We start from the raw sequence: 14,832 nt of genomic DNA, 5'->3' as shown, positions 1-14,832 counted from the left end.
GCGCCCGATCTCGACCGTCGGGGCTGAGCCGCTCGCCGACGTTCCCTGGTTCAGGCCGCCATCTTCATGCCGGGCATCATCATGCCCATCATGTTCGGCATCATCATCGCGGGCATCATCATGCCCATCATGTTCGGCATGATGCCGCCCATCATTGGCATCATGCCGCCCATCACGTTTGGCATCATGCCGCCCATCACGTTTGGCATCATGCCGCCCATCATCGGCATCATGCTCATCATGTTCGGCATCATGCCGCCCATCATGCTTGGCATCATGCCGCCCATCATTGGCATCATGCCGCCCATCATCGGCATCATGCCCATCATCGGCATCATGCTCATCATGTTCGGCATCATGCCGCCCATCATGTTCGGCATCATGCCGCCCATCATGTTCGGCATCATGCCGCCGATCATCGGCATCATCGGCATCGGGCTCATGGGCATGTTCATCATGGCTCTCCCCTGGGTCAGTCGTTGCGGGAAGTGGAGTAACTCCCTGACCGGATTGGAGCAATGTTGAAGACTTGGAGCGCCGTGTTTTCCTCCACGGGAGCGGACAGGGCTTCGGACGGAGCGGATGGACGGCCAAGCCGAGCAGAGGAACATCCACGATAACGGCAGCCGTCGCTGCCGCCCTGGCCGAAACAGGGCCCCGTGAGGCGGGCGCGCTCAGGATGGGAGTCTCGAGAACAGGCGCCGGAAGGCTGTTCCGTCGCGGTCGAGGTGTGCGCGGAAACGCGGAGCCGGTGGACGGTGCCGCCCTCCGTCACTCGAGCGTGAACGTCGCTCCCGTCACCGGATCGCGCAGCAAGATCGGCACGTCCTCGCCGTCGCTCTTCAAGCGCGCCCGCGCCTCCTCGATCGCCCCGTCCACGGCTGCCTCCGCCGCCTCCTGCGCGGCCTCCCCTGCCCCGTCGCCGCTCGCGCCGAACTGGGCCGCCCGCCGGTCCTCCTCGGCCCGCTGCGCCCGCTCGCGGTTCGCCTCGGTATCGAGGGCGTCGCTCGTCTCCCCGACGGGCACCACCTTCACGAGGAAGTCACCCACCCGCAGGCTCATCGGATCCGGCTTCTTCGGGTCGCTCACGGCGTCTGTCCTCCCGCCACGCATGAGCTTGCCGCAAATCCGCGCGATCCACCACCCCGACCGCCGCGCCGATCGCGAGGCGCACGCGCACGCCCCTCAGGAGAACGACCGGTGCTCCGGCCGGTAACGAGCGCTGGCTGTCGTCGTGGCGTAAGAAGAACGGTAGTCCGTCGCGAGCCAGACCAGGCCGACGGCCACGCCCGACACGAGATAGAAGCTCCTCGCCGCGGGCTCCTCATCGAAGCCGAACAGCCACGGCGCCGCGACGAGGAGCACGGCGACCGTGGCCTCGATCGCCCCGTGGACAGGGAACGGGATGAGCTTCGCGGCGCCCAGCGGGAACGCGGTGAGCAGCGTCATCCCGAGGTGTGCGGCGCCCAGGATGTAGCAGAGTGTCTCGGGGAGCCCGCCGAAGCCGAACAGCGAAGGGGCCAGCAGGAACAGGGCCGCAACCGCATAGTCCACAAACCCATGAGCTCGAGGCGACAGCATCTTCATGACCGACTCCTTGCAAAATCGATGTCCGGATTGAGTGCCTTCGTCGGTCCGGAAATTTGCAAGGGGTATGCCGCCAAGAGCCTCGCGGGAGAGGGCTTGTCCTTCCGGCGACCTCGGCGGCCATTCGATCAGCCGTCGGCCAGGAAAGGAAGATCAGCGGGCGTGCATCTGGCGACGCCGGCCGCTTCGACGGCCGAGCCCGAGCCACGTTTCCGCCCGGGGGAGCTCAGCCATGAACGCTCTTCGTGTGGCAACTTGCCCCGCCGTGCGTCACTTCGCGGCGGAGATCAGGAGCTCTGGATCGACGCGTGTCTCGAAGAGATTCATGCGCCAGTCGAGGTGCGGTCCGTTCGTGCGGCCGGTCATCCCGACGGTCGCGATGACCTGCCCCTGCTTGACCTCGTCGTTCACCTTCACGGCGAAGCCGTGCAGATGGATGAACGTGGAGGTCAGTCCCTGCCCGTGATCGATGATCACGGTGTGACCGCTCAGCGGGAGGTCCTTCTCGACGAGCACGACCTTGCCGCAGGCAGGCGCGCGCACCGGCGTACCGACGGGCACCGCGATGTCCACGCCCCAGTGGATCCCGCCGTCCGTGCCGTTGAGCAGGCGCGGCTGGCCGTACCGCGAGGTGATGGGGCCCTTGGACGGCCAGATGAAGCCGTTCTTGTAGCAGTTCCTCTTCGTGTACTTGTTCCGGATCGCGTCGAGCTTCTTCTCGGCCTGCGTGAGCTTCACGCGCGTCGCCATGTCGAGCTTGACCATGTTCTCCGGCAGGTGGTCGACCTTGTCGACCTCGAACTTGCGAGGCTCCACGTCGAAGATCTTCTCGAGCACCTGCCCGTCGTCGAACGTGATGGTCAGCTTCTCCTGCGCTGGCGCGTTGCGCGAGAAGGCGATCAGGAACTCCCCTTCGTCGCTGACGGTCACGCGATGGCCGGGGAACGCCATGCGGCGCAGCTTGCCGTTCAGCTTGGCGCGCAGGAGCCCTCCCTGGACGGCGCGCCCTTCCACCGAGAGGCGGCTGTCGTCGGCCGCGGGCGGCCCGGCGTCGGCCGCCGCCGCGCTCGCCGCGGCGTCGGCGGTGTCGGCCGCCGCGGGAGCGGCGCTGGCGTCGGGGGCCTCGGCCGGCGCGCTGCTCGCGGAGACGACCGGGGCGGCGGAGGCAATCGGCGCCGGATCGGCGGAGGCCTGGGCGCCCGTGGTGGACGAACTCGAAGAAGGAGCTCCGCGATCGCAGGCAGCGATCGTGAGCAAGCTTACAACGATGACGGGGACGCGCATGTCAGCGATCGTGCCAGAGTTTCCGCACATCGACGAGATAATGTCGAAGCGCGTCATTCAGGCATGGTCCGGTCGCAAACGACCTGCGCGCCTCGCAGACGACTTGCGCGCCTCGCAGACGACTTGCGCGCCTCGCAGACGACTTGCGCGCCTCGCAGACGACCTGCGCGCCTCGACGCGGCGCCCTCGCGCTCGTTGGCGCGCGACGAGCGCCAACGAGCACCGGGCTTGCGACGCCGCGCGCATCAGGCGATGCGCGGCGTGATGGATCGAGCGCGGCGGGCAGCGCGGTGAGGATCAGTTATCGACGCGAGGGGTGTCGTGCCGCGGCAGCGGCCGCGCCGGGGGCTGCGCCTGCGCGGGGGGCTGCACCTGCGGCCGGGCGTGCCCCTGGGGGTGTGGGCGGCCCTGTCCCTGCGGCCGGCCCTGTCCCTGCGGCCGAGCTTGCCCCTGGGGGTGCGGCCGGCCCTGTCCCTGCGGTCGGCCCTGTCCCTGCGGCCGAGCTTGCCCCTGGGGGTGTGGACGGCCCTGTCCCTGCGGCCGGCCCTGTCCCTGCGGCCGAGCGTGCCCCTGCGCCTGCTGTGCGGGTCTGGGATCGATCTGGAAGACGGGAACCCCGGGGTCGGCGAGGAGGGGGAGGCGCTTCTGGATGAGGCGCTCGATGTCGGCGAGATAAGCGCGCTCCTCGCTGTCGCAGAACGAGAGCGCCACCCCGGACGCCCCGGCGCGCGCCGTGCGGCCGATGCGGTGCACGTAGCTCTCCGGGATGTTCGGGAGGTCGTAGTTGATCACGTGCGAGATGTCGTCGATGTCGATGCCGCGCGCCGCGATGTCGGTCGCGACGAGCACGCTCGTCGTCCCCTGCTTGAAGCTCGCGAGCGCCCGCTCGCGCGCGCCCTGGGACTTGTTCCCGTGGATGGCGACCGCCTCGATGCGCGCACGGCTGAGCTGCTGGACCACGCGGTTGGCGCCGTGCTTCGTGCGGGTGAACACGATCGCCCGGCGGAGCGCGGGATCCTTGAGCACGTGCTCCAGCATCGCGCGCTTGTCCGACCGCTCGACGAAGACCACCCGCTGGTCGATGTTCTCGGCCGTCGTGGCGATCCGCGCGACCTCGACGCGCACCGGGCTGCGCAGGATGCTGTTCGCGAGCTTCAGGATGTCCGGCGGCATCGTCGCCGAGAACAGGAGCGTCTGCCGGCGCTCGGGCAGCATCGCGAGCACGCGCCGGATGTCGTGGATGAACCCCATGTCCAGCATCCGATCGGCCTCGTCGAGGACGAGCGTGTCGAGCCGACCGAACGGGGCGATGCCCTGCGAGCAGAGATCGAGCAGCCGGCCCGGCGTCGCCACGAGCACGTCGACGCCGCGGCGCAGCGCCTCCATCTGGGGGCGCTGCCCCACCCCGCCGAAGACGACCGCGGTCCGCAGGCCGAGGTTCTTGCCGTACGTTGTGAAGCTCTCGGCGACCTGCGCCGCGAGCTCGCGCGTGGGGGTGAGCACGAGCACGCGGAGCCCGCCCTGCCTCGGCCCGCCGCTCTGCGCGAGGCGCTGCAGGATCGGCAGCGCGAACGCCGCGGTCTTGCCCGTCCCGGTCTGCGCGCAACCGAGGAGGTCGTTGCCCTCCAGGATGGGCGGGATGGCCTGCTGCTGGATGGGCGTCGGGGCGCTGTACCCCTCGGCCTCGATGGCGCGGAGAAGCGGTTCGATGAGCTTGAGATCGGCAAATTGCATGGACATCGGGCTGGAATCGGGCTGGAGCACAGCCCCTCCTGAGCAAGGGCGGAAAGTACGCCGCGGCACCGCGCCCTCCCTGTGGAGAGGGTTCGATCACGGAGAGCTGCCGCCTCGCGCCCCCTTGAGCGGAGGCTGCGAGGACCAATGACAGCGACCGAGCACCGCGACCCGTGCCAGGTCAGTCCGAGGCGGCGACTCTAGTACGGCGTGGTGAGGAAGTCGAGCCGCGTCGCTCCGCTCGCGGTGCGCGGAGCGGCCTCCGCGCGCGCGGCGCACCATGCTAGACCGTCGCCCGAGCGGAGGGCCCGCTTCTCGTGCGCTCGCGCTCGCAGGTCGCAGGTCGCCCCGCGTCGCCCGCGACCTCCAGCGTCTTCCCGCCCCTTCGAAGCAGTCCAGCGCGCCATGGCCGAAACCGCCGAAGCCTCGAAAACACCGGCCCAGGTCGGGCACTCCGCTCCGGAGCGCCCCGTCCTTCGGTCGCCCCGATCCCGGCTTCGGCGCTGGGTTCTCGGTGCCGTCGCCGTCCCGGTGCTCTCGGGGGCCGGGTTGTGGATCGCGGTGCACCGCATTCCATGGATGGGCCCGCTCGTCGCGAACGGACTGCGTTCGGTGATCGGGGCCGAGAACGTGACGGCGATCGAGGAGACCGCCTACGCCCTGGAGGATCGCGTCCACCAGCTATGGCGCAAGGACGAGCCGCCGAAGACGTACTGGGAGGTGCCCGAGCAGCCGGGCCCTGCCGCGACCGCCTCGCCGCCGTCGGCCGCAACGCCGAGCCCGGCCGCGGGGGGCGCCGGCGCGGCGGCGTTCCGGCCGACGGACGTCGGCCCCTCGCACGCGGCCTGGTCGGCTCCCGGCGACGGGCGGTGGGTGCCCATCGCGGATCACGCCCATCCGAGCGACGCGCCGCGCCTCCACAAGACGCTGCTCCACCCGGATCCGAACCGCTCCTGGGCGGAGCTGTTCATCGTGGCGGTGGATCTCGCGCGGGTCGATGTGCACCTCATGGCCGGCTCCCGCGAGCCGGCGGCGACGACCGAGGAAGGCAAGCCCTACGAGCGGCTCGCGAAGATCCCGGAGGCGGACCACGAGCGGCTGCTCGCGGCGTTCAACGGTGGCTTCATGACCGAGCACGGCCAGTGGGGGATGCGGGTCGACGGCGTGACGCTGGTGCGCCCCCGGGACCAGGGCTGCACGCTCGCGCGGCACCGCGACGGGCGGCTGCAGATCGCGCCATGGACCAGGCTTTCGGCGGGAGAGAGCGACATGCAGTGGTGGCGGCAGACGCCGAGCTGCATGGTCGACGAGGGCGAGCTGCACCCGCTGCTCCGCGCGCCGCAGGTCCGCAACTGGGGCGCCACGCTGGACGGCAACACGGTGATCCGCCGCTCCGCGGTGGGGCTCGACCGCGACGGCAAGGTCCTCTACGTCGGGATCAGCAACCACACGACGGCGCCCGCCATTGCGCTCGGGATGCAGCACGCCGGCGCCTCGGCGGTGGCGCAGCTCGACGTGAACTGGTCGTACCCGAAGTTCCTCCTCTACGAGCCGGGTGAGGGCGGCGCCCTCGCCCCGGTCGCGCTGGCGAGCGGCTTCGAGTTCTCGGAAGACGAGTACATCCGCAAGCGCTCCCTGCGCGATTTCTTCTACCTGACCCGCAAGACCCCGGCGCCCTCGACCACGACCCCGTGATGCCTCGCGGCGGCCGGCGGTCCCCTCCGGACCGGGGCTCGCGCCCGCGCGTGCAGGCTCGGATCGAGCATTTTTGTGCCACACGGGCGAGCCCGTCGAGGCGCATTGCATCGAGCGGGCATCATTTGCCACAGGACAACGACTCTCACGGATCGCGACGCATTGCGATCAGGCCACCTCAATTTCCAACCATATTTCATCGAGGCCGCTGGTATCCGCGATTGACAGCGCGAGGGAGCTCGATAGGTAAACGGCACCTCACGGCGGAACACCATGCGTTTCTATGCAGACCTCCATGTGCACTCGAAGTACTCCCGCGCGACGAGCGGCGATTGCGATCTCGCGCATCTGAGCTACTGGGCTCAGCGCAAGGGCATCGCGGTGCTGGGCACGGGGGACTTCACCCATCCAGCGTGGATGGCCGAGCTCCGCGAGCACCTCGTGCCGGCCGAGCCCGGGCTCTTCCGCCTGCGGGACGATCTCGGCCGCGCGGTCTCGGAGCGGCTGCCCGGGGCCTGCCGCGGAGCGACGCGCTTCGTCCTCTCGGTGGAGATCTCGACGATCTACAAGAAGGGAGATCGGACGCGGAAGATCCATCACCTCCTCTACGCGCCCAGCTTCGACGCGGCGGAGCGCATCGTCCGCGCGCTCGCCAAGATCGGCAACCTGACCTCCGACGGGCGGCCCATCCTCGGGCTCGATTCGCGCCACCTGCTCGAGATCGTGCTGGAGGCCGGCGAGGGCTCCTACCTCGTGCCAGCGCACATCTGGACTCCCTGGTTCTCGGTGCTGGGCTCCAAGGCGGGCTTCGACGCGGTCGAGGAGTGTTATGGCGATCTCGCGCCGCACGTCTTCGCGCTCGAGACCGGGCTCTCGTCCGATCCCGCGATGAACTGGCGGATCTCCGGGCTCGATCGGTACCGGCTCGTCTCGAGCTCGGACGCGCACTCGCCCGCGAAGCTCGGGCGCGAGGCCACGGCCTTCGACGCCCCGCTCGACTACTTCGCGATCCGGCGCGCCCTGGAGACCGGTGAGGGCTTCGGGGGCACGGTGGAGTTCTTCCCGGAAGAGGGCAAATACCACCTCGACGGCCACCGCAAGTGCAATGTCGTGCTCTCGCCGGCGGAGACGCGGGCGCTCGCCCTCGCCTGTCCCGTGTGCGGGCACCCGGTCACGGTGGGCGTGCTGCACCGGGTCGAGGAGCTCGCCGATCGCGACGAAGGCGTGCGCCCCGAGGGCGCGAGCGAGTTCCGCAACCTGGTGCCGCTGCCCGAGGTGCTGGCCGAGCTCCACGGCGTGGGCGCCTCCAGCAAGGTGGTGCAGCGGAGCTACGACGGGGTGCTGTCGCGTGTCGGCCCCGAGCTGTTCCTCCTCGGCGACGCCCCGCTCGACGAGATCGAGCGCGCCGGGACGCCCCTGCTCGCCGAGGCGATCGCGCGGATGCGCGAAGGGCGCGTGATCCGCGACGCAGGCTACGACGGCGAGTACGGCGCGATCCGGGTCTTCCAGCCGGAGGAGCTCGCGCAGCGCCGCGGGGGCGGGCTCCTCTTCCAGCCGGATGCCGCGGCGCCGCGGCCGCCTCCCGCGGGGGCGCGCGCTCCCGCGGCGCCATGCCCCCCTCCGCGACGCGGCCGGGCCGACGCGGCGCCTCGCCCCGCGCCGGCCGGCGAGGTGTCCCGCGGCGCGCCGCCCGCGCCGGGGGGCGCAGCGCCGCTCGACGCGCTCGACCCGGAGCAGCGGGCCGCGGCGGAGATCACGGACGGCGCGCTGCTCCTCCTCGCGGGGCCAGGCACAGGCAAGACCCGCACGCTCACGCACCGGATCGCGCACCTCGTCCTCGATCTCGGGGTGCCGCCGGAGCAGTGCCTCGCGATCACCTTCACCCGCCGCGCCGCCGACGAGCTGCGGGAGCGGCTCGGCGCGCTGCTCGGCGAGGCCGGCGGCCGCGTGCCCGCCATGACCTTCCACGCGCTCGGCCTCTCCCTGCTCCGCGAGCACGCCCAGGGCGCGGGGGCCGCGCCGCCCGCGATCGCCGGCGAGCGCGAGCGGACGGCGCTGCTCGCCGCGGCGCTCGGCGTCCCGGAGCGGCGGGCGGCCAGGTTGCTCGCCGACATCGCCGCGCTGAAGCGGCGCTGCCCGCGCCACGCCGACGCGCACGGGTCGCCGGCCGCGGGCGGCGAGATCGACCGCCACGTCGACCGCGCGTGGAAGGTGTACGAGGACGAGCTCGCCGCGCGCGGGCTCCTCGACCTCGACGACCTGATCGGGCACGCCGTCCTGCTCCTGGAGGAGCAGAGCGGAGCGCTCGCCGCGGCGCGCGAGCGGGCCCGGTACCTCTCCATCGACGAGTACCAGGACATCGACGAGCGCCAGTACCGGCTGGTGCGCGCGCTCGTCGCTCCCGGCGGGAACGTCTGCGCCATCGGCGATCCCGATCAGGCGATCTACGGATTCCGCGGCGCGGACGTGGGCTTCTTCTTCCGTTTCCAGCAAGATTTCCCGGCGGCGCGCGTGGTGCGCTTGAAGCGGAACTACCGCTCGTCGCGCCCCATCGTCGAGGCGGCGCTCCAGGTGATCGCGCCCTCACCGACGCTCGGCGCGCGGGAGCTCCTGCCGAGCGCGGGCGGCGTGGAGCTCGTGGCGGTCCACGAGTCGCCGACGGAAGCCGCCGAAGCCGAGCGCGTGGTCCATACGATCGAGCGGATGCTCGGCGGGTCCACGTTCTTCTCGATGGATAGCGGGCGGGTAAGCGATCCTGCCGGGAGCGGCGACTATTCCTTCTCGGATTTCGCGGTGCTCTACCGGACCGAGGCGCAGTCCGAGCGGCTCCGGGAGGCGTTCGCCCGCTCGGGGATGCCGTTCCAGCGGCGCTCGGATCGCCGCCTCGCCGAGCGCGCGGGCTCGGAGGCGCTCGCGCGGGCGCTCGCTGGCACACCGCCGGGGCCGCTCGCGGCGCGCCTCAAGGCGGCCGCGGCGCGCCTCCGCGAGGAGGTGGCGCAGCCCGGGCTCGCCGGCGCTCCGCCCGCCGCGGGCGCGGCCGAGGAGGGCGCGGCGAGCGCGGCGGGCGCGGCGTGTCTGTGCGAGGCCGACGTGGACGCGGCGCTGGAGCTGCACCTCGCGCTCGCGGAGCGCTGCGGCGGGGACGTCGATCGCTTCTCGATCGAGCTCGCTGTGTGCTCCGAGATCGACGCGTGGGATCCGCGGGCCGACCGCATCTCGCTGCTGACGCTGCACGCGGCCAAGGGGCTCGAGTTCCGGGTGGTCTTCCTCGTGGGGTGTGAGGACGGCCTGCTCCCGCTCCGGTTCCCCGGCAGGGAAGAGACGGACGTCGCCGAGGAGCGCCGGCTCTTTTATGTGGGCATGACGCGGGCGCGAGAGCGGTTGTTCCTGACCCGCGCCATGCAGCGCGCGCGGCACGGCAAGGTGGTTGAGACCGAGGTGTCGCCGTTCGTTCGCGAGGTGGAGGAGCGCCTGCTCCTTCGGACCGGCCCGTCGCCCGAGGCGCAGAGGGGCTCACGCGCCGGGGCCGATCGTCAGATGAAGCTCTTTTAGAGCGGGGCGCATCTTCGTGCGCTACGGGCTCATCCGCGTCGTTCGGCTCGCTGCGGCGTACTTTCGTACGCCTCACTCGCCTGCCTAGCGGCTGAGCCCGTATCCCACGAAGCTGCACCCCGCTCTAGCGGGCTGCGCCGCCGAGCCGCTTCTGGGCCGCGCACGCCGCCTTGTCCTGCGTCCGCACGCACTGATCTGCGTAGAAGGTCCGGGCCCGCTCCTTGTCCTTGCGCTCCAGGAGCGGCCCGAACGCGTCGCACGCCTTCTTCTCGCCCCACTGCGTGCAGGCCTTCTCGTAGAGCGAGTAGGCCCGCTCCGGATCGGCGGTCACGCCCTCGCCTCGCTGCCAGATCTCGGCGGCCCGCACGCAGCCGCCGGTGCCGCACACCTTCTCGTAGAGCGCCGCGGCGCGCGACATGTCCTTCGGAATGCCGTTCCCCTTCTCGTACATCCCGGCGAGGCTCAAGCACGCATCGGCCCCGAACCCCTTCTCCGGACAGCCCCTCTCGAAGAACGAATACGCCTTCGCGACGTCCTTCGGAACGCCGTCGCCCTGCGCGTAGACGGAGCCGGCGGCGTTGCAGGCGCGCATGTCCCCCAGGCTGCAACCGTGGCTGTACGCCGCGATCGCCTTCACCCCGTCCTTCGGCGCCCCCTGCCCCTTGCGCAGGATGTCCCCGAGATCGACGCAGTCCTCGGACTGGCCGCCCTGGCACGCGCGCTGGAGCACGCCCACGGCGACCCCCACGTCCTTCGCCGCGAGCTTCCCCTCGACCAGCATCTTGCCCAGCGCGCTGCAGCTCGGCCCGTGCCCGAGATCGCAGCCGCGCCGGAGGAACGCGACCGCGCGCGTCGGGTCCTTCGGGAGGACCGCCTGCGGGCCCTCGCTGAGGTACCACTCGGCCACGCTGAAGCACGCCCAGCCGTCGCCCATCTCGCACGCCTTGTCGGCGAACTCGCGCACCTTGGCCCGCCCCGCGGCGTCCGGGGCGACCTTGGCGCTCTTCATGTCGCGCAGGAGCTGCTTCGCCCTCGCGTAGCAGGCCTGCGTGACGCCGGCGCCGCACGCCTTCTCGAACAGCTCCGCCGCCCTCCCGTCATCGCGCGGAAAATCCTTGCCGCCCAGGTACTGAATCCCGAGGTGATAGCAACTGCCGACATCGCCCTTCCCGCACTCCGCCGCGCAGGATCGGGCGTCGGCGGGCTCGCACAGGTGCGCGGGCGCGAGCGCGGGCGGGGAGCACTTCGCCCCGTTCGGCACCGTCCCGAGCGGGCACAGGCTCGACAGCTTCGGGAACTCGTCTTCCGCCTGCTTCACCGGGGCCTCGGCCGCCGCCGCCTTCTTCGCGAGCAGCGGGACGAGCTCGAGGCGCAGCGGCGCATGGCAGCGCTCCGTCGGCGCCTGCGCGTCGGGCTTCGCGGCCCGGCAGGCGTCGAGCTCCCCTTCCTTGCTCGTCGTGCCGCCCTGGCTCGCCGTCGCGGCCGCCCCGACCGCCCCGAAGACCTGATCCACCGTCCTCGCCGCCCCCCGGCTGCCTGGCGCCATCGCGAAGGCCCCGAGGAGCGCGGCGCGCACGAAGTGCGTCGCGCCCTCGCAGCTGCCCGAGAGATCCTGCGCGGAGGAGGAGGCCACCGTGGTCGCCATCTTCCCCGTCGGCACGAGCGCCACGTCGATCGCGGCCGAGCCGCCGCCCTCGATCGCGGTGCTCAGCGCCGGGGCCCCGAAGGGGACGTTCGCCTGCATCTCCGCAGGGTTTGTTAATTGTATTACTTTTTCTGCCCGGGTCACGCCAGCGAAGGAGTAGCTCCCTGGGAGCTTGCACTGCGTGAGGAGCTTCAGCGTCGTGCAGTCGTAGGAGACGACGGCGACGCCGTCTTTCATCGCGAGCCCGAGATCGGAGCGGCGTGTCGTGAGCCAGTCGACGATGAGCGGCTCCGCGTGGCCGATGGCCGGACACCCGCCGCCGGTCGTGCTGGCTGTGCTCTCCGGCGAGGCAGTGGGCCGGGGAGGATGCACGACCACCTCGGGTTCCAGGCCCGGTCCACAGGCCATCGCTCCGAGCGAGAGCCCAACCACGCACAAATCGAACGCGCGCTTCATCGGGCCGACAGAACCATGAGCCATGGGGTCTGGTCAATACGGCGAGCGCGACCGCACGCGGCATACGACCGGCCGCGCGGACCCGGGCTATGCTCGGCGCGCCCCGCGCCCGGAGCCACCATGAGCACGCCCAGGTCCCAGGAGAAACTGCAAGAGAGCCTGAGCCTGGTGACTACCCTGCTCGAAAAGCAACGCGTCATCGAGACGCTGACCCACAAGCAGGAGAGCAAGAACAAAGAGCTCGTCGAGGCGCTGGTCCATCGGCAAAATCTCGCCCTGCTGCAGAGGAAGCTCAGGGATCTGCACCCTGCGGACCTCGCCCACATCATCGAGGTGCTCCCGCAGGCAGATCGCCTTGTGGTGTGGGCTGAGCTCGAGCCCTACCGCGCCGCACAGGTGCTGCTCGAGTCCTCGCGGTCGGTCCGCGACTGGCTCGTCGTGGAGACGGAGCGCCCTCGCCTCGTCGCGCTGCTCGGCCAGCTCGATCCGGACGATCTGGCGTACATCAGCGAGTCGGTCGATCCGGAGATCGTGGCGGAGGTGTACCAGTCGCTCGACGCGCGCGAGCGGTCGCTCTTCCAGTCGACGATCGCGTACCCGGACGGCTCGGTGGGCCACCTGATGAGCCCGGAGCTCGTCTCGGTGCGCGACGGCCGGGACCTCGGCGGCGCGCTGGAGGACGTGCGCCGGCGGGGCGAGCTGCCGCCGCACACCGAGGCGCTGTTCGTGGTCGACGCGCGCAACGTGCTCCGCGGCGCGCTGTCGCTCAAGGACCTGCTGCTCCGCGAGCCGCGCGCGCAGGTGAGCGCGGTCATGTCCACGGATGTCGTGAGCTTCACGCCCCACGAGCGCGCGAGCGACGCGGCCAGGGCGTTCGAGCGTTACGACCTCATCGCCGCGCCGGTGGTGGACGAGCGCGGCAAGCTCATCGGCCGGCTGACGGTGGATGTGATGATGGACTTCCTGCGGCGGCAAGCCCAGAGCGAGGCGCTCTTGCGCGCGGGCCTCGCGGGAGAGGAGGACCATTTCGCGCCCGCGTGGACGAGCGCGAAGAACCGCTGGCTCTGGCTCTTCGTCAACCTGCTCACGGCATTCCTGGCCTCGCGGGTCATCGGCCTGTTCGAGAGCACCATTCAGGCTCTCGTGGCGCTGGCAGCGCTGATGCCCATCGTGGCGAGCGTCGGCGGTAACACGGGCAACCAGACGGTGGCGCTCGTGATCCGCGGCCTCGCGCTCGACCGGCTCACGCGGGCGAACACGGGGCACCTCCTGAAGAAAGAGCTCTTCGTCGGCCTGATGAACGGCGCCGTCTGGGGCACGCTCGTGGGGCTCGCGGCCGCCGCCCTCTACGGCAGCGTCCCGCTCGGTCTGGTGATGGCCGCGGCCATCCTGCTGAACCTCGTGGTGGCGGCGATGGTCGGGTGCGCGGTGCCGCTCGCGCTCCAGCGCCTGGGCCGCGATCCGGCCCAGGGGTCGAGCGTCCTGCTCACGTTCACCACGGACAGCATGGGCTTCTTCATCTTCCTCGGGCTCGCCAGGGCGTTCCTCGTCTGAGGCTGGCCGCGCTACGATCCCGGCATGGACGCCGCCCCCGCCCCGCAACGGCCGCTCGTCGCGATCCGGTATTGCCCCAAGTGCCGCTGGCTCACGCGCGCGGCCTGGCTCGCTCAGGAGCTGCTGATCACCTTCCCCGACGAGATCGACGTGCTCCTGTCGCCGGGCGAGAGCGGCACCTTCGACATCACGCTCGACGGCGCGCCGCTCTTCTCGCGCGCCGTCGAAGGGCGCTTCCCCGAGCCCAAGGAGCTCAAGCAGGCGATCCGCGACCGCGTCGCCCCGGAGCGCCCTCTCGGCCACTCCGATCGATGAGACGCGCCTGGCGCGCTAGATGTCGAAGTCGAGGATGCTGTCCAGATCGGAGCCGCCGACGGCGGGCGTGCCATGGGGCGGCGACGCGACGCGCAGCCTCGGGGCCTCGAGCGCGACGCGCTGGCCGCCGGCGACGCTCTTCGTGAGGAACACCGAGCCGCCCACCACGCTCCCCTGCCCCAGCACCGTCTTGCCGCCGAGGACCGTGGCGTTCGCGTAGATGGTGACGTTGTCCTCCACGGTGGGGTGGCGCTTCAGGCCGCGCGCGCCCCGCGAGTGCTGCGGCAGGGACAGGGCGCCGAGCGTCACGCCCTGGTAGAGCTTGACGTGCTCGCCGATGTCGGTCGTCTCGCCGATCACGACGCCGGTGGCATGATCGATGAAGAAGCTGTCACCGATGTTGGCGCCTGGGTGGATGTCGGCGCCCGTCCTCGTGTGCGCCCACTCGCTCATGATCCGGGGCATGAGCGGCACGCCGAGGAGGTACAGCTCGTGCGCGACCCGGTGCACCGTCACGGCGAGGAGGCCTGGATAGGCCAGGATGATCTCGTCCATCGAGGCCGCCGCCGGATCACCGTCGTAGGCCGCCTGCACGTCGAGCAGGAGGCGCCGCCGGACCTCCGGCAGCCGGGCGATGAACAGCCGCGCCACGTCGCGCCCCCGCTGCCGGCACCTCGGGACGTCGAGGCGGCCCGCGTCGACGGTCTCGTCCTGGAAGCACAGACAGCGCTCGATCTGTCGCTCCAGCTTGTCGCGCAGCGTCGAGACCAGGGTGCCCACGTGGTAGAGCAGATCCTCGTCCGACAGGTCCTGCCGCCCGTGATAGCCCGGGTAGAAGATCTGGAGCAGGAGATCGATGATCTCGGTGATCTCCTGGCGCGACGGGGTGAAGCGCTTGTTGATGTGATGCCCGCGCGCATCCGCCCGGTAGCTCGCGATCAGCGCGTCGACGATGCCGTGCAGGTCGGCCGGCGCCTCGGAGGGAGCAGCATCACACTTCTTGCTCACGT

General features: G+C 71.0%; 11 protein-coding genes. 4 read left to right on the top strand and 7 right to left on the bottom strand.

From position 1 onward, the window contains the following. Positions 1-50: 50 nt before the first annotated feature. From WMF34_RS18275 to WMF34_RS18255, 5 genes are all read right to left on the bottom strand, one after another. Positions 51-458, bottom strand: coding sequence for a hypothetical protein (locus WMF34_RS18275; protein ID WP_437994048.1), 408 nt, complete (start codon positions 456-458; stop codon positions 51-53). A gap of 313 nt (positions 459-771) precedes the next feature. Continuing rightward, positions 772-1,089, bottom strand: coding sequence for a hypothetical protein (locus tag WMF34_RS18270; RefSeq protein WP_437994047.1), 318 nt, complete (start codon positions 1,087-1,089; stop codon positions 772-774). Between the two features lie 96 nt (positions 1,090-1,185). Then, a complete protein-coding gene (locus tag WMF34_RS18265; RefSeq protein ID WP_012236164.1) occupies positions 1,186-1,587 on the bottom strand; it encodes an SPW repeat domain-containing protein in 402 nt (133 codons plus the stop codon). 270 nt (positions 1,588-1,857) lie between these two features. Continuing rightward, on the bottom strand, positions 1,858-2,871 hold the full coding sequence (locus WMF34_RS18260) for a M23 family metallopeptidase (RefSeq protein ID WP_157906747.1): 1,014 nt from the start codon (positions 2,869-2,871) through the stop codon (positions 1,858-1,860). A 297-nt stretch (positions 2,872-3,168) separates the two neighbouring features. Then, positions 3,169-4,605 (bottom strand): DEAD/DEAH box helicase, encoded by a 1,437-nt coding sequence (locus WMF34_RS18255; RefSeq protein ID WP_437994647.1) that lies wholly within the window; start codon positions 4,603-4,605, stop codon positions 3,169-3,171. A gap of 561 nt (positions 4,606-5,166) precedes the next feature. Here WMF34_RS18255 and WMF34_RS18250 point away from each other — a divergent pair. Together WMF34_RS18250 and WMF34_RS18245 are read left to right on the top strand one after the other, a co-directional pair. Continuing rightward, positions 5,167-6,300 (top strand): hypothetical protein, encoded by a 1,134-nt coding sequence (locus tag WMF34_RS18250; protein WP_437994046.1) that lies wholly within the window; start codon positions 5,167-5,169, stop codon positions 6,298-6,300. Between the two features lie 273 nt (positions 6,301-6,573). Continuing rightward, complete coding sequence (locus WMF34_RS18245) at positions 6,574-9,852, top strand: UvrD-helicase domain-containing protein (RefSeq protein ID WP_437994045.1); 3,279 nt, start codon at positions 6,574-6,576, stop codon at positions 9,850-9,852. Between the two features lie 124 nt (positions 9,853-9,976). Here the strand turns inward: WMF34_RS18245 and WMF34_RS18240 are convergent, their stop codons facing one another. After that, positions 9,977-11,596 carry a tetratricopeptide repeat protein gene (locus WMF34_RS18240; protein ID WP_231864913.1) on the bottom strand — a complete coding sequence of 540 codons (1,620 nt, stop codon included), beginning with the start codon at positions 11,594-11,596 and terminating at the stop codon, positions 9,977-9,979. A gap of 477 nt (positions 11,597-12,073) precedes the next feature. Between WMF34_RS18240 and mgtE the strand changes: the two genes are divergently transcribed. Next, the gene (gene mgtE / locus WMF34_RS18235; RefSeq protein ID WP_437994044.1) at positions 12,074-13,507 is read left to right on the top strand and encodes a magnesium transporter; all 1,434 of its coding nucleotides are present in this window, start codon (positions 12,074-12,076) and stop codon (positions 13,505-13,507) included. A gap of 24 nt (positions 13,508-13,531) precedes the next feature. Beyond that, positions 13,532-13,822 carry a SelT/SelW/SelH family protein gene (locus WMF34_RS18230; RefSeq protein WP_012236157.1) on the top strand — a complete coding sequence of 97 codons (291 nt, stop codon included), beginning with the start codon at positions 13,532-13,534 and terminating at the stop codon, positions 13,820-13,822. A 15-nt stretch (positions 13,823-13,837) separates the two neighbouring features. Here WMF34_RS18230 and WMF34_RS18225 read toward each other — a convergent pair whose 3' ends face one another. Beyond that, entirely contained in the window at positions 13,838-14,830 is a 993-nt protein-coding gene (locus WMF34_RS18225) for a serine O-acetyltransferase (protein WP_012236156.1), read from the bottom strand. Positions 14,831-14,832: the final 2 nt, after the last annotated feature.

Origin of the sequence: Sorangium sp. So ce145 (genome assembly GCF_051525985.1) — a bacterium.
Classification (GTDB): Bacteria; Myxococcota_A; Polyangia; order Polyangiales; family Polyangiaceae; genus Sorangium; species Sorangium cellulosum_B.
Note: the sequence above shows the minus strand (reverse complement) of the source record. Positions and strands in the feature narration are given on the sequence as shown.

Coding starts and splice junctions, on each gene's coding strand:
- WMF34_RS18275 (WP_437994048.1), bottom strand. CDS start 458: ATGATGAACATGCCCATGAGCCCGATGCCGATGATGCCGATGATCGGC.
- WMF34_RS18265 (WP_012236164.1), bottom strand. CDS start 1,587: ATGAAGATGCTGTCGCCTCGAGCTCATGGGTTTGTGGACTATGCGGTT.
- WMF34_RS18260 (WP_157906747.1), bottom strand. CDS start 2,871: ATGCGCGTCCCCGTCATCGTTGTAAGCTTGCTCACGATCGCTGCCTGC.
- WMF34_RS18255 (WP_437994647.1), bottom strand. CDS start 4,605: ATGCAATTTGCCGATCTCAAGCTCATCGAACCGCTTCTCCGCGCCATC.
- WMF34_RS18245 (WP_437994045.1), top strand. CDS start 6,574: ATGCGTTTCTATGCAGACCTCCATGTGCACTCGAAGTACTCCCGCGCG.
- WMF34_RS18240 (WP_231864913.1), bottom strand. CDS start 11,596: ATGCAGGCGAACGTCCCCTTCGGGGCCCCGGCGCTGAGCACCGCGATC.
- mgtE (WP_437994044.1), top strand. CDS start 12,074: ATGAGCACGCCCAGGTCCCAGGAGAAACTGCAAGAGAGCCTGAGCCTG.
- WMF34_RS18230 (WP_012236157.1), top strand. CDS start 13,532: ATGGACGCCGCCCCCGCCCCGCAACGGCCGCTCGTCGCGATCCGGTAT.